The organism is Pseudomonas sp. 09C 129 (assembly GCF_002843625.1).
Classification (GTDB): domain Bacteria; phylum Pseudomonadota; class Gammaproteobacteria; order Pseudomonadales; family Pseudomonadaceae; genus Aquipseudomonas; species Aquipseudomonas chlororaphis.
In genome coordinates, this window is record NZ_CP025261.1 from 3,230,336 (window position 1) to 3,249,633 (window position 19,298).

Below are 19,298 nucleotides of genomic sequence, written 5' to 3' on the forward strand. Positions count from 1 at the left end.
TTCTGCGCCTTATCCATAAAACCTACAAGAATGTGGAGAAAGACCTTTCATGAAGACCAAGACCCGTTTCGCCACGCTTGCCCTGTCCCTGCTGCTGGGCAGCGGCACGGCGTTCGCCGACCTGAAGATCGGCGTGAGCATGTCGCAGTTCGACGACACCTGGCTGACCTACCTGCGTGAATCCATGGACCACAAAGCCAAGTCGCTGCCGGACGGCGTCACGCTGCAGTTCGAGGATGCCCGGGCCGATGTGGTCAAGCAGCTGAGCCAGGTGGAAAGCTTTATCAGCCAGAAGGTCGACGCCATCGTGGTCAACCCGGTGGACACCGCGGCGACCCGCAAGATCACCGAAGCGGCGGTCAAGGCCGGGATTCCGCTGGTCTACGTCAACCGCCGGCCGGACGACCTGAACCTGCCCAAGGGTGTGGTCACCGTGGCCTCCAACGACCTGGAGGCCGGGCAGATGCAGATGCAGTACCTGGCCGACAAGATGGGCGGCAAGGGCGAGGTGGTGATCCTGCTGGGCGACCTGGCGAACAACTCCACCACCAACCGCACCAAGGGCGTCAAGGAAGTGCTAGCCAAGTACCCGGGGATCAAGGTCGAGCAGGAACAGACCGGGATCTGGCTGCGGGACAAGGCCATGACCCTGGTCAACGACTGGCTGACCCAGGGCCGCCAGTTCGATGCGGTGGTGGCCAACAACGATGAAATGGCCATCGGCGCCGCCATGGCGCTGAAACAGGCCGGGGTGGAGAAGGGCAGTGTGCTGATCGCCGGGGTCGACGGCACGCCCGATGGCCTGCGCGCGGTGCAGAAGGGCGACCTGGCGGTCTCGGTGTTCCAGGATGCCAAGGGCCAGGCCGACGGCTCGATCGACACCGCGGTGAAGATGGCCAAGCACGAGCCGGTGGAGCAGGCGGTGTGGGTGCCGTATCGCCTGATCACCCCGGAAAACGTCGCCCAGTTCAAATAAGCCCGGTTCAAACAGCCCGTCCGTTCCATCAACAACCATAAGCCGGCGGGGTGGCCCAGCTGCCCCGCGGATGGAGTACCTGATCATGTTCGCTTCAGCGACTGCTTCGAGCATCCCGACGGCGGCTGTGCAGCCCGCCGCTCAGTCTGCCCAGTCTGTGTCCGAGCAGCAGCCTTACCTGCTGGAAGTCATCAACGTCAGCAAGGGTTTCCCCGGGGTTGTCGCCCTGTCCGATGTGCAGCTGCGGGTGCGTCCCGGCACGGTGCTGGCGCTGATGGGGGAGAACGGCGCGGGCAAGTCGACCCTGATGAAAATCATCGCCGGGATCTACCAGCCTGACGCCGGCGAGCTGCGCCTCAAAGGCCAGCGGGTGAGTTTCGAGACGCCGCTGGCGGCCTTGCAGGCGGGGATCGCGATGATCCACCAGGAACTCAACCTGATGCCGCACATGAGCATCGCCGAGAACATCTGGATCGGCCGCGAGCAGCTCAACGGCCTGCACATGGTCGATCACCGCGAGATGCACCGCTGCACCGCGCTGCTGCTGGAGCGCCTGCGGATCAACCTCGACCCCGAGGAGCAGGTGGGCAACCTGAGTATCGCCGAGCGGCAGATGGTGGAGATCGCCAAGGCGGTGTCCTACGACTCCGACATCCTGATCATGGACGAGCCGACCTCGGCCATTACCGAGAAAGAGGTGGCGCACCTGTTCTCGATCATCGCCGACCTCAAGGCCCAGGGTAAGGGCATCATCTATATCACCCACAAGATGAACGAAGTGTTCGCCATCGCCGATGAAGTGGCGGTGTTCCGCGACGGCGCCTACATCGGCCTGCAACGGGCCGACAGCATGGACGGCGACAGCCTGATCTCGATGATGGTCGGCCGCGAACTGAGCCAATTGTTCCCGGTGCGCGAGAAACCCATAGGCGAGCTGCTGATGTCGGTGCGCGACCTGCGCCTGGACGGGGTGTTCGAGGGCGTGTCCTTCGACCTGCACGCCGGGGAGATCCTTGGCATCGCCGGGCTGATGGGCTCGGGCCGCACCAATGTGGCCGAGACGATTTTCGGCATCACCCCCAGCGACGGCGGCGAGATCCGCCTCGACGGCCAGCCGGTGCGCATCAGCGATCCGCACATGGCCATCGAGAAGGGGTTTGCCCTGTTGACCGAGGACCGCAAGCTCAGCGGCCTGTTTCCCTGCCTGTCGGTCCTGGAAAACATGGAGATGGCGGTGCTGCCGCACTATGCCGGCAACGGTTTCATCCAGCAGAAAGCCCTGCGCGCCCTGTGCGAGGACATGTGCAAGAAGCTGCGGGTCAAGACCCCGTCCCTGGAGCAGTGCATCGACACCCTGTCCGGCGGCAACCAGCAGAAGGCCTTGCTCGCGCGCTGGCTGATGACCAACCCGCGGGTGCTGATCCTCGACGAACCGACCCGCGGCATCGACGTCGGCGCCAAGGCCGAGATCTACCGGCTGATCGCCTACCTCGCCGGCGAAGGCATGGCGGTGATCATGATTTCTTCGGAACTGCCGGAAGTGCTGGGCATGAGCGACCGGGTGATGGTCATGCACGAGGGCGAGCTGATGGGCACCCTCGACCGCGGCGAAGCGACCCAGGAGAAGGTCATGCAACTGGCTTCGGGGATGTCCCTGGTCCACTAGCCGGTAAACGTATCAAGGCCATCGGCGAGGTGTGTTCGCCGCCGGCCATACAAGAAGAAGGTGAAGGCTTATGAACGCGATACTGGAAAACAAACCCGCGGCGGCGCCAGCCAGAACGCGCCGGCGCCTGCCCACCGAGCTGAGCATCTTCCTGGTGCTGATCGGCATCGGCCTGGTGTTCGAACTGTTCGGCTGGATAGTGCGCGACCAGAGCTTCCTGATGAACTCCCAGCGCCTGGTGCTGATGATCCTGCAGGTGTCGATCATCGGCCTGCTGGCCATCGGCGTGACCCAGGTGATCATCACCACCGGCATCGACCTGTCGTCCGGCTCGGTGCTGGCGCTGTCGGCGATGATCGCCGCCAGCCTGGCGCAGACCTCGGACTTCACCCGCGCGGTGTTCCCGTCGCTGACCGACCTGCCGGTGTGGATCCCGGTGGTGGCCGGGTTGGGGGTAGGGCTGCTGGCGGGGGCGATCAACGGCAGCATTATCGCCATCACCGGCATCCCGCCCTTTATCGCCACCCTCGGCATGATGGTCTCGGCGCGTGGCCTGGCACGTTATTACACCGAAGGCCAGCCGATCAGCATGCTCTCGGACTCCTACACGGCCATCGGCCACGGCGCGATGCCGGTGATCATCTTCCTGGTGGTGGCGGTGATCTTCCATATCGCCCTGCGCTACACCAAGTACGGCAAGTACACCTACGCCATCGGCGGCAACATGCAGGCGGCGCGGACCTCGGGGATCAACGTCAAGCGCCACCTGGTGATCGTCTACAGCATCGCCGGGCTGCTGGCGGGGCTGGCCGGGGTGGTGGCCTCGGCGCGGGCGGCGACCGGGCAGGCGGGCATGGGCATGTCCTATGAACTGGACGCCATCGCCGCGGCGGTGATCGGCGGCACCAGCCTGGCCGGCGGCGTGGGGCGCATCACCGGCACCGTGATCGGCGCGCTGATCCTAGGGGTGATGGCCAGCGGGTTCACCTTCGTCGGCGTCGATGCCTATATCCAGGACATCATCAAGGGCCTGATCATCGTGGTGGCGGTGGTCATCGACCAGTACCGCAACAAGCGCAAGCTCAAGCGCTGACTTCGCTCCTACAGAAGAGCCATACTCCACGGCAGCGGCAGGCCTTTTTCGGGCCTGCCGCTGCCGTTTGTCTTCTAAAAGACCCCGGGCGATGGAATTTCTTGTTATAAACGCACTCCGATAACCGCCGCCAAAGCCAGCCCTGGCGGGCTTTCAGGGCTTATCAGACAAATCTGATGTCATTTCAGTTGCTGACGCCTCGAACCGGCCTTAGACTGCCGCCCCTCGTAAATTGAGTGCCGGGTGGCGCTTGGAATGTATGGCGCCTTTCCGATGCCCCGAAAGGGGGCACGGAAAACAGCTTTAATTCGCCTTAATGCACGTATTTTTTATAGAGAAATCAATGACAAAGGAAAAGTTGCTGGCCATGCCGGCGGATGACTACATGAACGCCGAGCAGCTGGCTTTTTTCACTGAGCTGTTGCAGGCCATGAAGGTCGAAACCCACGAGCGCATCGAACAGAACCGAATCGCCATTGAGAGCCTGGACACCCCGGCCGACCCTGCCGACGCGGCTTCCGTAGAGGAAGAGCGGACCTGGCTGGTCAACGCTATCGACCGCGACCAGCGCATGCTGCCGCAGCTGGAGCAGGCCCTGGGCCGTATCGGCGACGACAGCTTCGGCTGGTGCGACGACAGCGGCGAGCCGATCGGCCTGAAACGCCTGCTGATCAGCCCGACCACCAAGTACTGCATCGAAGCTCAGGAACGTCACGAGCAGATCGACAAGCACCAGCGTCAGGCCTGATCGCCAAGACTTCTCCCCTCGCGGGCAAGCCCCATCCCAAGGTCGTCGAGACGCCTGGGATCGGAGGCTTGCCCGCGAGTCGTTTGTGGGCGTCTTTAAAGCCCGCGCATTTCTATTGATCTGCTGCAAAGCTGCGACTAATGGACCATGGATAATGGCTTTTTAGTGGCGTTCAATGCAGGCCAAATAATTAGAAAAGCGTGGGGTAATCCAGATGACGCAAGACGGATCTTCGCCGACTGCCATGGCGCAACCGCTGTCAGTAGTCCAAAGTACCCGGCGCTGGCAGGTTCCAACCCTGCAAAGCAGCGCCTTGCTGCTAGTGCTGTATGTCCTGTCCCAGGGGCTGCTTTCTTTCTACCTCGCCGTGCCGCTGATGCTGCTGATCGTCTGGCTGCCGCTCTTGCGCAGGTCCAAGGCCGCATCGCCAGCGGGCAGTGTCGATAACCGCGAGATCGCCGCGCTGACGCGCGACCTGTCCTGCAGCACCAGCCATAACGCGCTGTCGGCCGCCGGCGTGGCCTATTCGGTCCGGCAACTGGCCGGGCGGGTGCAGTCGCAGCTGGACTCGGCGGCGCGCATCGTCAGCAGCGCCGAGGCGATGATCCACACCGAGCAACTGGCCGCGCAACTCAGCCAGCAGGCCCTGAGCGCCGCCAGCGAAGCCCACCGCAGCAGCGCCGAAGGCAGCACAGTGCTGGGCGAGTCGATCACCCGCATGCACCGCCTCAGCCAAAGCGCCAACGACAGCCGGCAACTGATCGAAGCCCTGAGCCAGCGCAGCGAAGACATCCAGCGGGTGGCGCTGGTGATCCAGTCGATCGCCAGCCAGACCAACCTGCTGGCGTTGAATGCCGCCATCGAGGCGGCGCGGGCCGGTGAACATGGCCGCGGGTTCGCCGTGGTGGCCGATGAAGTGCGCGGCCTGGCCGGGCGCACGGCCACCGCCACCGACGAGGTCGGGGTGATGGTCGGCGATATCCAGCAGCGCACGGCCCAGGTGGTGGAGCAGATCCGTCAGCTGTCCAGCGACCTGAACACCGGGGTCGAGCAGGTCGAGTCCACCGGCCAGCACCTGCAGAACATCGCCCGGCTGGCGGCCGGGGTGGAAAGCCAGGTCGGCGAGATCGCCCGCGGCGCCGAGACCAACCGCCAGCAACTGGACAGCCTGTTCCATGCCGTCGAGCAGGTGCGCGGCGACCTGGCGGTGAGCGACCAGCAGACCCGCCGCCTGGCCGAGGCGGCGGCGCAGATGGAAGGGCAGGCGGAGATCATCAGCGAACGCCTGGCCGAGGTCGGCCTGGATGACTACCACCAGCGCATCTACGACCTGGCCCAGGAAGGCGCCCGGCGCATCGCCGAGCAGTTCGAGGCGGATCTTGCGGCCAACCGCATCAGCCTCGACGACCTGTTCGACCGCAGCTACCAGCCGATCGCCAATACCCAGCCGGTGAAATACCAGACCCGCTTCGACCGTTACGCCGATCAGGTGCTGCCGGCGATCCAGGAACCGTTGCTGGCGCGTCACGAAGGCCTGGTGTTCGCCATCGCCTGCACGCCCCAGGGCTACGTGCCGACCCACAACAAGGTGTTCTCCCAGCCGCTGACCGGCGACCCGCAGGTGGATACCCTGCACAACCGCACCAAGCGCAAGTTCGAGGACCGCACCGGCATCCGCTGCGGCAGCCACCAGCAGCCGCTGTTGCTGCAAACCTACACCCGCGATACCGGCGAGCTGATGCACGATTTGTCGGTGCCGATCAGGATCAAGGGTCGGCATTGGGGCGGCCTGCGCCTGGGCTACAAACCGGAGCAGACCGCCGCGGCCGCGCGTGGCTGAGCCTGGACAGGGGCCGGCCATTGTTACCGGCCCTGCAACGGAGCTGTGCCAGGGATGGCTTTTTCCCAGCATTGGAACTCATTAGTATGAGCGACATTGTTAGCTAGCTAACTAGTTACCAGGAGAAGTCCTCATGCAAAGCAAAGTCGATGTCGCAGTGATGATTGGTAGCGGTGTACCGGCCACCTTTCGCGCGGTCGGGCTGAATGTGTGCTGGGTCGTGCTGGTCAATGGCGAGCGCCGCGGCGCGCCGTTCGCCAGCCGGGAAGAGGCCGTGGAGTGCCAGGCGTCCTGGCTGGCCCAGCTGGCGCGGGACAGGGTCGGACACCCGCTGTTCAGTCGTTCGGCCTGACGGCGCAGGCACCCGCGCCTTCAGACCTCGCTGCCGATCACCGCGCTTTCGGCCTGGAACAGTGCCACCTGGGCCATCGACAAGGCGCTGCTGGCGGCCTGCGCCTGGGCCCGGGCGGCGGACAATGCCTGCATGTGCGCGTCGGTTGTGCGATGTCGGGCGGCGCTTTGCACCATTGCCAGGCGCTCGTTGGCCTTGCGCAGCCGTTGCTGCAGTTGTTCGATCTGTTTGCGCAGCAGCTTGATGCGTTTCCTTTTCGCTTCGAGCACGCCGTCGGGCGCGGCATTGGTCGCCCGGGTGATCGCCGTGCGCAAGTCAAACGGATCGCTCGCCGGGCTTTCGCTGGCCGCCGCGCCGGGCAGGGCGAACTCGCCCAGGGAAGGCAGGCGGGCCGGTGGGTTGAGGTCGATCATCATGGTGCTCTTGAAATGAAGGCTCACCAAGGTATCGGTCGTGCGGGGCGTTCCTTTACCGCGCCCGCAGCGTCAGAGGTTCAGGGCACCCTGGTCGACGGCCTGCTTGAGGGCGCGGGCGGCGTCCTTGGCGGCGGCTTCGGCCAGTTCCGCGGTCTTGAACCAGCGGTCCTTTTCCACCTGGTGGCAGCGCACGGTGCGCAGCGGTGGCTTGGCGCGCATCACGATCACGGCCTGGAACTCGCCCTCGACATCCCGGGCCTCGCCATGGATGAAAAACTCGCCTATATCGAATTCCGTCACGTCCGACTTTCCCCTGGAAATTATGCTGGTGAAGCCTGGCCGGTGGCCGGCTTCAAGGTCGCGGCAGTATGGCAGTTGTTGCCGGTCGATGGCTGAGTTAAGTCACGCAAGTGGCTGACCGGCAGGGTGAAAGAGGTTTTTTCAGCGATTTGCTAACGCATGGGTTGCTCTGAATACATAAAGTTGCTCTAGAATTGCCCCGGCAGTCAGAGATTGATGTTTACCTGCAGCACTCCCGTCCCATTAAGGGTGACGAAAGGATCGTGAGGTTTTCCGATCGACAGTGAGTGCGCAGCTTTCTCGGCGGGCTGGAACCACTTCTTCTGCGCTTGATGCGGGCCAAACGGTCCGGTAGTCCTTCCGGTTTTTCTGGGGAGGGGCGCTCCGGTGTTTGCGCCTACGCGTTGGCGAGTGGTGCTTTTTCGGATTGTTTTCATGTGGAGTCACGGCGCCGGTTCGGCCGCCTTTTTCTGCTGTCCGTCGTTTACGCGGGCAGAGTCATTTTCAGTTTCGGGGATCTTTCCTTGGCAGTAAGTAATCTTGATATGCACGCGTTGTTCGTCCTGGGCGACTTGCGCGCAAAGTTGGTCAAACAGTTCCAGTCCCGTTTCGTCTACATCACCGAACAGACGCCGGAAGGCATTTACGTCGCCGAAATCGACACCGAGACGGCGCTGGTCGTGGACGACAAGCCGCGCCTGGAACTCAAGGTCGGCGACCATTTCCGCGCCGCGGTCCTGCCCAGCCGTGAGGGCGGCAAATTCGAAATCCGGTTTCGCGAGATCAAGCTGGCCGTCTACGGCCTGGGCGAGTACGCCTTTGTCAGCACCGCCGACGGCCACGCCATCCTGTTCAAGGAAGGCCACAGCGTGGTGACGGTATTCGCCGCCAACCAGCAGTTGCAGGAAGGCCTGACCAAGACCCTGAAAGCCGTGACCGGCAAGGCCGCCAAATGGCGCAAGGGTGAACTGGTGAGCTTCAAGGCCAGCGAGTGAGCCGCGCCGAATTCCACCAGCAGCATCTTGCGCGCGCCCGCGCCGAGGCCCAGTGCCTGTTCGAACGCAAGGCCGTGCTGCAAGGCGCCTGGCTGGCCTGGGTGGCCTCGCAGCTGTATGTCCTGCAGCCGGCGGCATACGCCAGCATGGTGCGCCGCGAGTTGCAGCGCCTGCAGGAGCAGGGCGAAAACTGAAGTCCCCGTCGAAAGCAGGAACCTCTACTACAGTCAGATGACTCAATTAGTCAGAGGCTTGCGGTCCCAAACCGCGAGACCATCCTGCAACGCTGTGAACAGCCAAAGGGGCACAGGCATGAAAGGACTGCGGACACTGCTGGGCGGCGCGCTGCTTGGCTTGGGTATTTTGCTGGCGCCCGCCGGCGCCTCGGCGGCACCGTCGGTACAGCCGGCACAGGCGCCGATCCACTTCGCCGACCTGAACTGGGAAAGCGGCAGCCTGATCACCGATATCCTGCGCACCATCGTCGAGAAGGGTTACGGCCTGCCGACCGACACCTTGCCGGGCACCACCATCACCCTGGAAACCGCGCTGGCCAATAACGATATCCAGGTCATCGGCGAAGAGTGGGCCGGACGCAGCCCGGTGTGGGTCAAGGCCGAGGCCGAGGGCAAGGTGGCGGCCCTGGGCGACACCGTGAAGGGCGCGACCGAAGGCTGGTGGGTGCCGGAATACGTGGTCAAGGGCGACCCGGCCAAGGGCATCAAGCCGCTGGCGCCGGGCCTGCGCAGCGTCACGGACCTCAAACGCTACAAGGACGTGTTCAAGGACCCGGAAAGCCCGGGCAAGGGGCGCTTTCTCAACAGCCCCATCGGCTGGACCTCGGAAGTGGTGAACAAGCAGAAGCTCAAGGCCTATGGCCTGACCGACAGCTATGTGAATTTCCGCAGCGGTTCCGGCGCGGCGCTGGACGCCGAGATCACTTCATCGATCCGTCGCGGCCAGCCGGTCCTGTTCTACTACTGGTCGCCGACCCCGTTGCTCGGCCGTTTCAAGCTGATCCAGCTGGAAGAGCCGCCGTTCGATGCCGAGGCCTGGAAAACCCTGACCGATGCCGAGCACCCCAACCCACGCCCCACGCGCTCGCTGGCCTCGAAGCTGTCGATTGGCGTGTCCACGCCGTTCCAGCAGCAGTACCCGCAGATCGCCGAGTTCTTCGGCAAGGTCGATTTGCCGATCGAAGCGCTGAACAAGGCCCTGGCCGAGATGAGCGAGAAGCACACGCCGCCCCGGGAGGCGGCGCGGGCATTCCTCAAGGCGCATCCGGACGTGTGGCGGGCTTGGTTGCCCGGGGATGTGGCGGACAAGGTGAGTGCCAGCCTGGATTGAGAGATTGAGGTGAGAGTGAGATCGCTATCGCGAGCAAGCTCGCTCCTACAGGGTTACGCGAACTGTAGGAGCAAGCTGGCTCGCGATGCCTTTAGAAGCGGCTTTGCACCGCCAGCTCGAAGGTCCGCGGCGTACCCAGGTAGTAAGCCGGCGACACATGGGCGAACTCGGCGTAGACCTCGTTGGTCAGGTTGCGCACCCGCCCGGTGATCGAGGTATGGCTGTCGAGCTGGTAGGTCAGGAAGGTGCCGTACAGGGTGTAGGAGGGCACGGTCAGGGTGTTGGCCGTGTCGGCGTACACCGAGGCCACATAACGCGCATCGACCCCGGTCTGCCACTGCGGCGCCAGGTCATAGGTCAGCCACAGGTTGCCGACCCGGTCCGGTACGTTGGTCGGGGTATTGCCCTTGCGTGACACCACCACCCCTGCGGCGTTCTTCTCGGTGAACGCGTCGTACTGCGCATCGACCCAGGCGAAGTTGCCCTCGAGCAGCAGCTTCGGGGTGACCCGCAGCGAGCTGGCCACCTCGATGCCCCTGGAGGTCTGCTGGCCCACCGGGATGCTCAGGGTCGGGTCCAGCGGGTCGGTCACCGCGAAGTCCTTGCGCTCGATGCGGTAGGCCGCCAGGGTCGCCGAGCCGCGGCCGTCCAGGTAATCGAACTTGCTGCCCACTTCCCATTGCTTGCCCGTGGAGACATCGAAGTCCTGGGTGGCGCTGTTGGGCTGTTCGGCGGCAGTGCTGTATTGCACGTAGACGTTGGCACTGGGCAGGAACTGGTAGGTCAGGCCGACCCGGCCGGTGACCGGCTCCCAGCTGCGCTTGAGGTGCCGCGGGTTGCTCGCCGTCACCTGGCGATGGTTGGTCACGTCCAGGTCGATGTGGTCGTAGCGCAGGCCGCTGAGCAGGGTCAGCCGGTCGGTCAGGGCCAGGCGATTCTCGACGAACAGCGCCTGGGTGGTGACCTCATTGGTCTTGTCGGCGACAAAGCCCTGGCGGGTGCCCGGCAGGTCGTAGAAATGCCCCGGCTGGTAGTTGTTCGGGTCGACGCTGTTGGCCGCCTTGACGTTCAGCGGCGAGTTGGTGGTGCGGTTGACCTTGTACTCGAAGCCGCCGGACCAGGTTGTGTCGAGGCCGAAGAGCGAGCTGTCGTGGCGCAGTTCGAACTGGTTGCCGTTCTGCTCGCCCTGGTGCCGCACCTGATAGGCCGTGGAGCGGTTCACCGCGCTGTTGTCGGCGTTGTACTGGTAGGTTTCCAGGTTGCGGTAATCGCGCTGGCTGTCCAGGTGATAGAGGGTGTTGCGCAGGCGGGTGCTGTCGTTGATCCGGTAGTCGACGATCGAGCGCACCCAGATCGTGCGCTGCTCGTAGCGGCCGTCCTCGACGTTGTAGTTGTTGAAACGGTTGTGCTTGTCGATCTTCAACTCGCCGGCCTTGGGGTTGAGCACCGGGGTGCCCCAGTACGGGCTGTCCTCGTGTTCGTCCTGGTATTCCACGGCCAGGGTGTGGGACAGGTTCGGCGTCAGGTCGCTGAGCAGGGAAAACGCCAGGCTCCAGGCATCCCGCTGCTGACGGTCGATGTAGCCGTTGCTGGTGTTATGGCTGACGTCGAGGCGGGCGTAGTGCTGCACCTCGTCGCCGGCCTCGCTGAGGGCGTGGTTGAGGCCGAAGGCGGTTTGCGTGGTGTCGTAGCTGCCGTAGCTGACCCGGCCCTCGATGGCCCGCTCCTGGCGGTCGGCCAGCTTGGTCACGTAGTTCAGCGAACCACCCACGGAGCCTGCACCGTTGACCAGCGAGGAGGGGCCGCCGAGCAGTTCGACCCGGTCATAGATCCAGGCGTCCACCGGTCGCGCCAGACCGCTGGACACGTTGATGCCGTTGAACATCTGGGTGATCTGGCTATTGCTGAAACCACGGTAGGAGACAAAACCGCCGAATCCCGGCGGGGCGCTGGCATTGACCCCGGGCAGGGTGTTGGCGGCGTCCTGGAAGTTCTGCGCGCCGCGCCGCTCGATATCGTTGCGGTTGGCCACCGCCACCGAGGCCGGGGTTTCGCGGACACTCAGGCCCAGGCGCGAGGCCATGCCGCTGGACTGGTCGAGGGCCAGGCCGGGTTCGGCGGGTTGCTCGCCGTCGATGGTGATCGGCGCCAGGTCGACGCTGGATTGCGCCCAGGCGCTGACGGACAGGCAGCCGCACAGGCTGGCCAGCAGGGGAATGTGTTTCATCGGTAGATCCTGAATTCTTGGCTAGGAAGCAGCCCACGAACCAGGGTCTGTACGAAAAGTGGCTACGCTCGGCCATGCTGCGTTAAAAACAGGCTCGGAATGCTCATGTAGGCCCCTACACTCCGCTTCCTCGCCTGTTTTTGCCTTGCCTGACCTTCGCTCGCCGACTTTTCGTACAGACCCTGATGCCGTGCATTGGCACGGGGCGGGCTGATGACAAGGGCGAAAGACTCAGGCGAAGGCGGGCGGCGCGCGCGGGTGGGCCGCGGGCCAGGTGAAGCGGGTGGGGACGTCGGCGGTGGCGCGCGGCGCCAGCGGTGGGCTGTGGTGCTGCGGCAGGATCGCCAGGGTCAGGCTGGAGTTGAACGCCGGGCCCATGCCGCCGGTGGAGCACAGCGGGCAACCGAAGGCCTTGGACAGGGTCGGCAGCGACTCGTCGACCGGGTTGGAGGAGGCCGGCGCCTGGGTGCGCGGATCCACCGTACAGAACTGGCCGCCGATCCCGTTGAGCTGCTGGCCGACCATTTGCCCGTGGCCGATGCTGCAGGCGAACACGTTGAACAGGACGCAGCAATAGAGCATCCAGGCAACGAGCGAGCGATCGGTTCGGGCGAGTTTCATGGGGCGGCACTTTACCATCGCAGGCGACGAACGTACTTACAAAAACGTGCGGGTGGGTCCATTCTTCAGCGACATTTTTTTGCCATGGACGTTTGCATATGAATGTTTTGATCGCGCAAGGGATGGCCGGAGCCTTCCTGCTGATCAGCCTGATCCACCTGTACTGGGCCGCCGGCGGCAAGCGCGGCAGCGACGCGGTGATCCCCCAGGTGCCGGGCAGGACGCCGGGCAAGCTGGAGCCGGCGTTCAAGCCCTCGGGGTTCGCCACCTTGCTGGTGGCGGTGGGCTTGCTGCTGATCGCGATGCTGGTGTGCCTGCGGGTGGGCCTGTACCTGCCGACGGTGAGCCACCCGGCGCTGCAATGGGTGATCAGCGCGATGGCCTTGCTGATGTTCGCCCGGGCCATCGGCGACTCGAACCTGGTGGGATTCTTCAAGGAGGCCAGCGGGTCCAGGTTCGCCCGGCTGGACACGCTGTTCTATTCGCCGCTGTGCGTGGTGCTGGGGGCGGGGCTGCTGGTGGTGGCCTGGAACTGAGTGGCTGAACTCAGCTGCCGCTTTCACTGCGTCGGCTGCTGACCTCCGCCGGTACATCGTCGCCGGCCATGCGCTTGCGGAACAGCGCGGCCCGCGCCAGCAGCAGGGTGGTCACCGGCACGGTGATCGACAGCAGGATCGGGATCAGCCAGGCGTGCAGCACCGGCCCCGACTTCATCCCCGAGAAATACAGGATCGACGCCAGGGCCACGCACCAGGCGCCCAGGGTCGAGGCCAGGGCCGGCGGGTGCATGCGCTGGAAGTAATCCTTCATGCGCAGCATGCCCAGGGCGCCGATCAGCGCGAAGCTACTGCTGAGCACCAGCAGGATCGCCACCGGTATCTCGATCCACCACGACAGTTCACTGACGGCATTCATTCGATCACCTCGCCACGCAGGAGGAATTTGGCCAGGGCGAAGGAGCCGACAAAGCCGAACAGGGCGATCAGCAGCGCCGCCTCGAAGTAGGTGTCGCTGGCGTAGCGGATGCCCAGCACCAGCATCATCAGCATCGCCAGGATGTACAGGTAGTCCAGGGCCAGGACCCGGTCCTGGGCCGAGGGGCCCTTGAACAGCCGGACCAGGGTCAGGACCATGGCCACGGAAAACAGGAACAGGCTGAACAGGATCGCATTCGTGAGCAGGGCACTCATTCGAAGATCTCCATCAACGGACGCTCGTAGGTCGTCTTGAAGTGCTGGATGAAAGCCGCTTCGTCGTCCAGGTCGAACACATGCAGCAGCAGGATGCTGCGGTCCAGGGACAGCTCGGACCACACCGTGCCCGGCACCACCGTGGTGATGGTCGAGAGCGCGGCCAGGCCGTTGGCGTCGCGCAGCTCCAGGGGGATCTTGACGAAGCGCGAGCGCGGCGGGCGGCGCCCGGCGTTGAGCACGCCCCAGGCCACGGCCAGGTTCGACAGCAGCACATCGCGGCCGACCACCAGCAACAGGCGCAGGATGGTCGCGGGGTGGCGGATACGGATCGGCAGCGGGCGCAACGGCCGCATCATCAAGGGCGCGCAGAACCCCAGGAGCGCGCCGAGCAGCAGGTTGCCGGGGCTGACGGACAGGTTCAGCACCAGCCACAGCAGCCACAGCGCCAGCGACAACCAGGGAGCGGGGAACAGGCGCTTCATGGCTGTACCTCCTGCAACGCCGCCTGGGCTTCGGGGCTGGGGACCGCCCGGGTGCCGAGCACGGCCATCACATACTGCTGCGGATCGTTGAGGTTGTCGGCGGCGGCCTGGGTAAAGCGCAGCAGCGGCTCAGCCTTGACGGTCAGCAGCATGCACAGCCCGAGCAGGGCGATGATCGGCACGCACTCGAAGCGCCGCAGCAGCGGCGAGGGCCGTTCTTCCGGGGCCCAGAAGCGCCGGATGCCCAGGCGCGAAAAGGCGATCAGCGACGCCAGGCCGGAAAGGATCAGCAAGGCCAGCAGGCCCCAGGCGGCGCCGGACAGCGGCGCATCCGTGGCCTGGCCCAGCCCCAGCGGGTTGAGCAGGGCGCCGATCAGGCTCAGCTTGCCGATGAAGCCCGACAGCGGCGGCATGCCGATGATCAGCAGCGCGCAGGCGATGAAGCTCAGGCCGAGGAAGGCCATGGTCCAGGGAATCACCTGGCCGACCACGGCTTTGCGCTCGTCGTCGAGGTTGGTGCCCGGTGGCGGTTGCAGCGGCTCCTGGGGCCGGGGCAGGGTTTCGACTTCATCCTCCAGGGGGATCTCGTTGGCCGAGCGCGAACGCTCGATCAGCTCGGCCAGCAAAAACAGCGCGCTCAGGGCCAGGGTCGAGCTGACCAGATAGAACAGCGCGCCGGCAATCAGCCTGGGCTGGGCGAAGCCGATCGCCGCCAGGAGGATCCCGGCCGAGACCAGGATGCTCAGGCTGGCCATGCGTTCCAGGCGTTGCGCGGCGAGGATCGCCAGGGCCGCGCCGACGATGGTCGCCATGCCGCCGTAGATCAGCCAGTCGCCGCCGAAGTAGGCCGAGGCCCCGGCCTGGCCGGAGAACAGCAGGGTCCACAGGCGCAGCAGGGTGTAGACCCCGACCTTGGTCATGATCGCGAACATCGCCGCTACCGGCGCGCTGGCCGAGGAGTAGGCCGGCACCAGCCAGAAGTTCAGCGGCCACATGCCGGCCTTGGCCAGGAACGCGGTGGCGAGGATCGCCGCGCCGGCGTGCAGCAGGCCACGGTCGGCTTCCGGCACCAGCGGGATCTTCAGCGCCAGGTCGGCCATGTTCAGGGTGCCGGTGACGCCGTAGATCAGCGCCGCGCCGATCAGGAACAGCGACGAGGCCAGCAGGTTGATCGCCACATAGTGCAGGCCGGCGGACACCCGCGCCCGCCCCGAGCCGTGCAGCATCAGGCCGTAGGAGGCGGCCAGCAGCACTTCGAAGAACACGAACAGGTTGAACAGGTCGGCGGTCAGGAAGGCACCGTACAGGCCCATCAGCTGGATCTGGAACAGCGCGTGGAAACTGGCCCCGGCGCGGTCCCAGCGAGCCATGGCGAACAGCAGGGCGCTGACGCCGATGATCCCGGTGAGCACCAGCATCAGCGCCGACAGGCGATCGACCACCAGCACGATGCCGAACGGCACCTGCCAGTTGCCCGGCAGGTACACGCCGACGGAACCGGGCACGCCGGTCTGCTGGGTCCAGCCCAGCAACAGCACGGAAATGCCCAGGCCGAGCATGCTGGAGAACAGGTTGATCCTGGCTTTGAGCGGGCGATGTTTCTCGCCGAGCATCAGCATCACCGCGGCGGTCAGCAGCGGCAGCAGGATGGGCGCGACGATCAGGTGCGGCATCAGGTTCATTCCTTGGGCTCCCGGCCATCCACATGGTCGGTGCCGGTCAGGCCCCTGGACGCCAGCAGGACCACCAGAAACAGCGCGGTCATGGCGAAGCTGATGACGATCGCCGTGAGTACCAGCGCCTGGGGCAGCGGGTCGGTGTAGTGCAGCAGGTCCTGGGGCACGCCGTCCTTGATGATCGGCTCCTTGCCGATGAACAGGCTGCCCATGCTGAAGATGAACAGGTTGACCCCGTAGGACAGCAGGCACAGGCCCATCACCACCTGGAAGGTCCGTGGCCGCAGCACCAGCCAGACGCCGGAGGCCGCCAGCACACCAATGGCGATTGCAATGACTTCTTCCATCAGGCGGCTCCTGGCTTGGCTTGGGGTTTGACTTGGGCACGCACCGACTGGTGCGCCAGCGCGGTGAGGATCAGCAGGGTCGAGCCGACCACCACGGCGTACACGCCGATGTCGAAGAACAGCGCGCTGGCGATATGGATATCGCCCAGCAGCGGCAGGTCCAGGTGCAGGGTATGGGTGGTCAGGAACGGGTAGCCGAACGCCAGGGCGCCGAGCCCGGTCAGGGTGGCGAACAGCAGGCCGGTGCCCATCCAGCGCAGCGGCCGCAGGCTCATCTGGGCCTCGACCCACTGGGTGCCGGCGACCATGTATTGCAGGATGAACGCCACCGACATCACCAGGCCGGCGACGAAACCGCCGCCCGGCAGGTTGTGGCCGCGCATGAACAGGTAGAACGACACCACCAGGGCGATCGGCAGCAGCAGGCGCACCAGCACCGCCGGCACCATCATGAAGCCCAGGGCGGTGTCGCTGGCGTGGCGCGGGTTGACCAGGTCGGTGACCACGTCGGGCGCCAGCAGGCGCTGCTGGGCCGGCAGCTGCATGCTTTCCTTCGGCGGGCGGAAACGTCGCAGCAGGGCGAACACGGTCAGGGCCACGGCCACCAGCACGGTGATCTCGCCCAGGGTGTCGAAGCCGCGGAAGTCCACCAGCATCACATTCACCACATTGCTGCCGCCGCCTTCCGGCAGGGCGCGGCTGAGGTAGAACGAGGAAATGTCGTTGGGGGTCTGGCGGGTCAGCATGGCGTAGGACAGCACGGCCATGCCCAGGCCGACGGCGATCGACAGCAGCAGGTCGCGCAGGCGGCGGGCACGGGCCTTGGGCAGGCTGCTGGGCAGCGGCGAAACATCCTCGATCCGCCGGGGCAGCCAGCGCAGGCCGAGCAGGATCAGCACCGTAGTCACCACTTCCACCACCAGCTGGGTCAGGGCCAGGTCCGGCGCGGAGAACCAGACGAAGGTCACGCAGGTCATCAGCCCGCAGACGCTGACCATGGTCAGGGCTGCCAGACGGTGGTACTTGGCTTGCCAGGCGGCGCCCAGGGCGCAGGCGATGGCCAGCAGCCAGAGGGTGACGAAGACGATGGAGCCCGGGATCTTCGGCCGGTCGCCCCAGCTCAGGCTGCTGTAGAGCATCGGGATCAGGCCGGCCAGCACCGCCACCAGCACCAGCAGGAACAGCTGGGTCTGCAGGCGCTGGGTGCTGATGTAGCGCTCCAGGCGACGGGCCAGGCGCATCATCCTCACCAGGCTGCGCTCGAACAGGCGCTTGCCGTTGAAGCGGCCGATCAGCGGCGGATAGGCAAAATCACCGCGCACCAGCGGGGCACGCAACAGCAGGTAGAGCACGATGCCGCAGGACATGGCGATCAGGCTCATGATCATCGGCGCATTCAGGCCGTGCCAGATCGCCAGGCTGTACTCCGGCAGGGTGCCGCCGACCACCGGCTGGGCGGCCGCGGCCAGCAGCGGGCCGACCATCTGCGCCGGGAAGATCCCCACCAGCAGGCAGGTGAACACCAGCAGCTCCACCGGCGCGCGCATCCAGCGTGGCGGCTCGTGGGGCGTGTGCGGCAGGTCTTCGGCCGGCTTGCCGAAGAACACATCCACGGTGAAGCGCAGGGAGTAGGCGACGCTGAAGGTCCCGGCGATGGTGGCGATCACCGGCAGGGCGGCCTCGACCCAGGCGGTGGAATTGATGAACACGGTCTCGGCGAAGAACATCTCTTTCGACAGGAAGCCGTTGAGCAGCGGCACGCCGGCCATGGAGGCGCTGGCGACCATGGCCAGGGTCGCGGTGAACGGCATCAGCTTGATCAGGCCGTTGAGCTTGCGGATGTCGCGGGTGCCGCTTTCGTGGTCGATGATGCCGGCGGCCATGAACAGCGAGGCCTTGAAGGTGGCGTGGTTGAGGATGTGGAACACCGCGGCCACCGCGGCCAGCGGGCTGTTCAGGCCCAGCAGCAGGGTGATCAGGCCCAGGTGGCTGATGGTCGAGTAGGCCAGCAGACCCTTGAGGTCGTTCTGGAACATCGCGCAGTAAGCGCCCAGCACCAGGGTCGCGGCCCCGGCGCCGCCGACGATCCAGAACCATTCTTCGCTGCCGGACAGCGAAGGCCAGAGGCGGGCGAGAAGGAACACCCCGGCCTTGACCATGGTCGCCGAGTGCAGGTAGGCCGAGACCGGTGTCGGCGCGGCCATGGCGTGGGGCAGCCAGAAGTGGAAGGGGAATTGCGCGCTTTTGCTGAGGGCGCCGATCAGGATCAGCGGCAGGAGGATGGGGTAGAGGGCATGGGCTCGGATGAGATCTCCGGCAGCCAGGACCTGGTCCAGGTCGTAGCTGCCGACCACATGGCCGAGCAGCATGACCCCCGCCAGCAGGCACAAGCCCCCCGCGCCGGTGACCATCAGCGCCATGTAGGCGCCGCGCCGGGCATCGGAGCGGTGGTGCCAGTAGCCGATCAGCAGGAAGGAGAACAGGCTGGTCAGTTCCCAGAAGAACACGATCTGGATCAGGTTGCCGGAAATCACCAGGCCGAGCATGGCGCCCATGAAGGCCAGGAAAAACGCGAAGAAGCGCGGCACCGGGTCTTCCGGCGACATGTAGTAGCGCGCGTACAGCGACACCAGGGTACCGATGGCCAGCACCAGCATGGAGAACAGCCAGGCGAAGCCGTCCATGCGCAGGACGAAGTTCAGACCGAGGCTGGGCAGCCAGTTGAACTCTTCACGGATCACGCCGCCATGGGCGATCTGCGGGTACATCGAGGCCACCGCCACGCTACCGGCCAAGGCGACCAGGCCTGCCAGCAGGGACTCGGTGTTACGTGCGTTGTGCGGCAGCAAGGCCGCCAGACAGCTGCCGATAAAAGGCAGAAGCAGTAGAACTATCAGGGACATAGGCTTCTAATCTGCGGGAAATTGTGATGCATCATACGTGCCGACTCTGTGATCACCAACCTTGAAGCTGTGGCAGGATCCTACAAAACCCCTTCGGCCAGCGTTCAAGGCCGGGG

Annotated in this window: 20 protein-coding genes; 10 read left to right on the forward strand and 10 right to left on the reverse strand. The window is 65.2% G+C overall.

Translation table 11 applies throughout. The annotated features are described in order from the left end of the window. Window positions 1–49: 49 nt before the first annotated feature. The 6 genes from CXQ81_RS14645 to CXQ81_RS14670 all read left to right on the forward strand — a co-directional run bounded on the left by CXQ81_RS14645 (window position 50) and on the right by CXQ81_RS14670 (window position 6,675). A complete protein-coding gene (locus CXQ81_RS14645; protein ID WP_007923640.1) occupies window positions 50–976 on the forward strand; it encodes a sugar ABC transporter substrate-binding protein in 927 nt (308 codons plus the stop codon). 85 nt (window positions 977–1,061) lie between these two features. Next, a complete protein-coding gene (locus CXQ81_RS14650) occupies window positions 1,062–2,642 on the forward strand; it encodes a sugar ABC transporter ATP-binding protein (RefSeq protein WP_101339417.1) in 1,581 nt (526 codons plus the stop codon). 70 nt (window positions 2,643–2,712) lie between these two features. After that, the gene (locus tag CXQ81_RS14655; RefSeq protein WP_007923642.1) at window positions 2,713–3,735 is read left to right on the forward strand and encodes an ABC transporter permease; all 1,023 of its coding nucleotides are present in this window, start codon (window positions 2,713–2,715) and stop codon (window positions 3,733–3,735) included. Between the two features lie 343 nt (window positions 3,736–4,078). Continuing rightward, window positions 4,079–4,483: a TraR/DksA family transcriptional regulator gene (locus CXQ81_RS14660; protein ID WP_007923643.1), complete on the forward strand. Its 405-nt coding sequence runs from the start codon at window positions 4,079–4,081 to the stop codon at window positions 4,481–4,483. A 601-nt stretch (window positions 4,484–5,084) separates the two neighbouring features. After that, a complete protein-coding gene (locus tag CXQ81_RS14665; RefSeq protein WP_371860903.1) occupies window positions 5,085–6,323 on the forward strand; it encodes a methyl-accepting chemotaxis protein in 1,239 nt (412 codons plus the stop codon). A 133-nt stretch (window positions 6,324–6,456) separates the two neighbouring features. Then, window positions 6,457–6,675, forward strand: coding sequence for a hypothetical protein (locus tag CXQ81_RS14670; RefSeq protein ID WP_096373880.1), 219 nt, complete (start codon window positions 6,457–6,459; stop codon window positions 6,673–6,675). A 20-nt stretch (window positions 6,676–6,695) separates the two neighbouring features. Here the strand turns inward: CXQ81_RS14670 and CXQ81_RS14675 are convergent, their stop codons facing one another. After that, window positions 6,696–7,088 (reverse strand): hypothetical protein, encoded by a 393-nt coding sequence (locus tag CXQ81_RS14675; RefSeq protein ID WP_178081058.1) that lies wholly within the window; start codon window positions 7,086–7,088, stop codon window positions 6,696–6,698. A gap of 72 nt (window positions 7,089–7,160) precedes the next feature. Further along, window positions 7,161–7,391 (reverse strand): hypothetical protein, encoded by a 231-nt coding sequence (locus CXQ81_RS14680; RefSeq protein WP_007923647.1) that lies wholly within the window; start codon window positions 7,389–7,391, stop codon window positions 7,161–7,163. A gap of 545 nt (window positions 7,392–7,936) precedes the next feature. Here CXQ81_RS14680 and CXQ81_RS14685 point away from each other — a divergent pair. The 3 genes from CXQ81_RS14685 to CXQ81_RS14695 all read left to right on the forward strand — a co-directional run bounded on the left by CXQ81_RS14685 (window position 7,937) and on the right by CXQ81_RS14695 (window position 9,733). Continuing rightward, window positions 7,937–8,386 (forward strand): hypothetical protein, encoded by a 450-nt coding sequence (locus tag CXQ81_RS14685; RefSeq protein ID WP_007923648.1) that lies wholly within the window; start codon window positions 7,937–7,939, stop codon window positions 8,384–8,386. Beyond that, the gene (locus CXQ81_RS14690) at window positions 8,383–8,580 is read left to right on the forward strand and encodes a hypothetical protein (RefSeq protein WP_101337615.1); all 198 of its coding nucleotides are present in this window, start codon (window positions 8,383–8,385) and stop codon (window positions 8,578–8,580) included. Before CXQ81_RS14685 ends, CXQ81_RS14690 begins: the two co-directional genes overlap by 4 nt. Before the next feature lie 118 nt (window positions 8,581–8,698). Beyond that, window positions 8,699–9,733, forward strand: a complete 1,035-nt coding sequence (locus CXQ81_RS14695) for an ABC transporter substrate-binding protein (protein WP_007923651.1) — start codon at window positions 8,699–8,701, stop codon at window positions 9,731–9,733. A gap of 91 nt (window positions 9,734–9,824) precedes the next feature. Here CXQ81_RS14695 and CXQ81_RS14700 read toward each other — a convergent pair whose 3' ends face one another. After that, complete coding sequence (locus tag CXQ81_RS14700) at window positions 9,825–11,960, reverse strand: TonB-dependent siderophore receptor (protein WP_101337616.1); 2,136 nt, start codon at window positions 11,958–11,960, stop codon at window positions 9,825–9,827. A 231-nt stretch (window positions 11,961–12,191) separates the two neighbouring features. Further along, entirely contained in the window at window positions 12,192–12,581 is a 390-nt protein-coding gene (locus CXQ81_RS14705; protein ID WP_062825508.1) for a DUF2946 domain-containing protein, read from the reverse strand. Between the two features lie 98 nt (window positions 12,582–12,679). Here CXQ81_RS14705 and CXQ81_RS14710 point away from each other — a divergent pair, with 98 nt between their 5' ends. Next, entirely contained in the window at window positions 12,680–13,117 is a 438-nt protein-coding gene (locus CXQ81_RS14710; RefSeq protein ID WP_101337617.1) for a DUF3995 domain-containing protein, read from the forward strand. 10 nt (window positions 13,118–13,127) lie between these two features. On the opposite strand, the gene CXQ81_RS14715 is transcribed toward CXQ81_RS14710, so the two are convergent. Genes CXQ81_RS14715 through CXQ81_RS14740 form a run of 6 tightly spaced genes read right to left on the reverse strand, consistent with a single transcriptional unit; the run spans window position 13,128 to window position 19,182 of the window. Then, window positions 13,128–13,496 carry a Na+/H+ antiporter subunit G gene (locus CXQ81_RS14715; protein ID WP_007932797.1) on the reverse strand — a complete coding sequence of 123 codons (369 nt, stop codon included), beginning with the start codon at window positions 13,494–13,496 and terminating at the stop codon, window positions 13,128–13,130. Further along, entirely contained in the window at window positions 13,493–13,771 is a 279-nt protein-coding gene (locus CXQ81_RS14720) for a K+/H+ antiporter subunit F (RefSeq protein ID WP_007932799.1), read from the reverse strand. The genes CXQ81_RS14715 and CXQ81_RS14720 overlap by 4 nt, the downstream gene beginning before the upstream one ends. Further along, window positions 13,768–14,256, reverse strand: coding sequence for a Na+/H+ antiporter subunit E (locus CXQ81_RS14725; RefSeq protein WP_101337618.1), 489 nt, complete (start codon window positions 14,254–14,256; stop codon window positions 13,768–13,770). Before CXQ81_RS14725 ends, CXQ81_RS14720 begins: the two co-directional genes overlap by 4 nt. Then, on the reverse strand, window positions 14,253–15,938 hold the full coding sequence (locus tag CXQ81_RS14730) for a monovalent cation/H+ antiporter subunit D (protein WP_101337619.1): 1,686 nt from the start codon (window positions 15,936–15,938) through the stop codon (window positions 14,253–14,255). The genes CXQ81_RS14725 and CXQ81_RS14730 overlap by 4 nt, the downstream gene beginning before the upstream one ends. Continuing rightward, a complete protein-coding gene (locus CXQ81_RS14735) occupies window positions 15,935–16,279 on the reverse strand; it encodes a Na+/H+ antiporter subunit C (RefSeq protein ID WP_003202835.1) in 345 nt (114 codons plus the stop codon). The genes CXQ81_RS14730 and CXQ81_RS14735 overlap by 4 nt, the downstream gene beginning before the upstream one ends. Next, window positions 16,279–19,182 (reverse strand): monovalent cation/H+ antiporter subunit A, encoded by a 2,904-nt coding sequence (locus CXQ81_RS14740; protein WP_101337620.1) that lies wholly within the window; start codon window positions 19,180–19,182, stop codon window positions 16,279–16,281. Before CXQ81_RS14740 ends, CXQ81_RS14735 begins: the two co-directional genes overlap by 1 nt. Window positions 19,183–19,298 lie beyond the last annotated feature (116 nt).

What these genes read in the sequence shown, in the direction of transcription:
- CXQ81_RS14645 (WP_007923640.1), top strand. Translation starts at nt 50, where the DNA reads ATGAAGACCAAGACCCGTTTCGCCACGCTTGCCCTGTCCCTGCTGCTG.
- CXQ81_RS14650 (WP_101339417.1), top strand. Translation starts at nt 1,062, where the DNA reads ATGTTCGCTTCAGCGACTGCTTCGAGCATCCCGACGGCGGCTGTGCAG.
- CXQ81_RS14655 (WP_007923642.1), top strand. Translation starts at nt 2,713, where the DNA reads ATGAACGCGATACTGGAAAACAAACCCGCGGCGGCGCCAGCCAGAACG.
- CXQ81_RS14660 (WP_007923643.1), top strand. Translation starts at nt 4,079, where the DNA reads ATGACAAAGGAAAAGTTGCTGGCCATGCCGGCGGATGACTACATGAAC.
- CXQ81_RS14665 (WP_371860903.1), top strand. Translation starts at nt 5,085, where the DNA reads ATGATCCACACCGAGCAACTGGCCGCGCAACTCAGCCAGCAGGCCCTG.
- CXQ81_RS14670 (WP_096373880.1), top strand. Translation starts at nt 6,457, where the DNA reads ATGCAAAGCAAAGTCGATGTCGCAGTGATGATTGGTAGCGGTGTACCG.
- CXQ81_RS14675 (WP_178081058.1), bottom strand. Translation starts at nt 7,088, where the DNA reads ATGATCGACCTCAACCCACCGGCCCGCCTGCCTTCCCTGGGCGAGTTC.
- CXQ81_RS14685 (WP_007923648.1), top strand. Translation starts at nt 7,937, where the DNA reads ATGCACGCGTTGTTCGTCCTGGGCGACTTGCGCGCAAAGTTGGTCAAA.
- CXQ81_RS14695 (WP_007923651.1), top strand. Translation starts at nt 8,699, where the DNA reads ATGAAAGGACTGCGGACACTGCTGGGCGGCGCGCTGCTTGGCTTGGGT.
- CXQ81_RS14700 (WP_101337616.1), bottom strand. Translation starts at nt 11,960, where the DNA reads ATGAAACACATTCCCCTGCTGGCCAGCCTGTGCGGCTGCCTGTCCGTC.
- CXQ81_RS14705 (WP_062825508.1), bottom strand. Translation starts at nt 12,581, where the DNA reads ATGAAACTCGCCCGAACCGATCGCTCGCTCGTTGCCTGGATGCTCTAT.
- CXQ81_RS14710 (WP_101337617.1), top strand. Translation starts at nt 12,680, where the DNA reads ATGAATGTTTTGATCGCGCAAGGGATGGCCGGAGCCTTCCTGCTGATC.
- CXQ81_RS14715 (WP_007932797.1), bottom strand. Translation starts at nt 13,496, where the DNA reads ATGAATGCCGTCAGTGAACTGTCGTGGTGGATCGAGATACCGGTGGCG.
- CXQ81_RS14720 (WP_007932799.1), bottom strand. Translation starts at nt 13,771, where the DNA reads ATGAGTGCCCTGCTCACGAATGCGATCCTGTTCAGCCTGTTCCTGTTT.
- CXQ81_RS14725 (WP_101337618.1), bottom strand. Translation starts at nt 14,256, where the DNA reads ATGAAGCGCCTGTTCCCCGCTCCCTGGTTGTCGCTGGCGCTGTGGCTG.
- CXQ81_RS14730 (WP_101337619.1), bottom strand. Translation starts at nt 15,938, where the DNA reads ATGAACCTGATGCCGCACCTGATCGTCGCGCCCATCCTGCTGCCGCTG.
- CXQ81_RS14735 (WP_003202835.1), bottom strand. Translation starts at nt 16,279, where the DNA reads ATGGAAGAAGTCATTGCAATCGCCATTGGTGTGCTGGCGGCCTCCGGC.
- CXQ81_RS14740 (WP_101337620.1), bottom strand. Translation starts at nt 19,182, where the DNA reads ATGTCCCTGATAGTTCTACTGCTTCTGCCTTTTATCGGCAGCTGTCTG.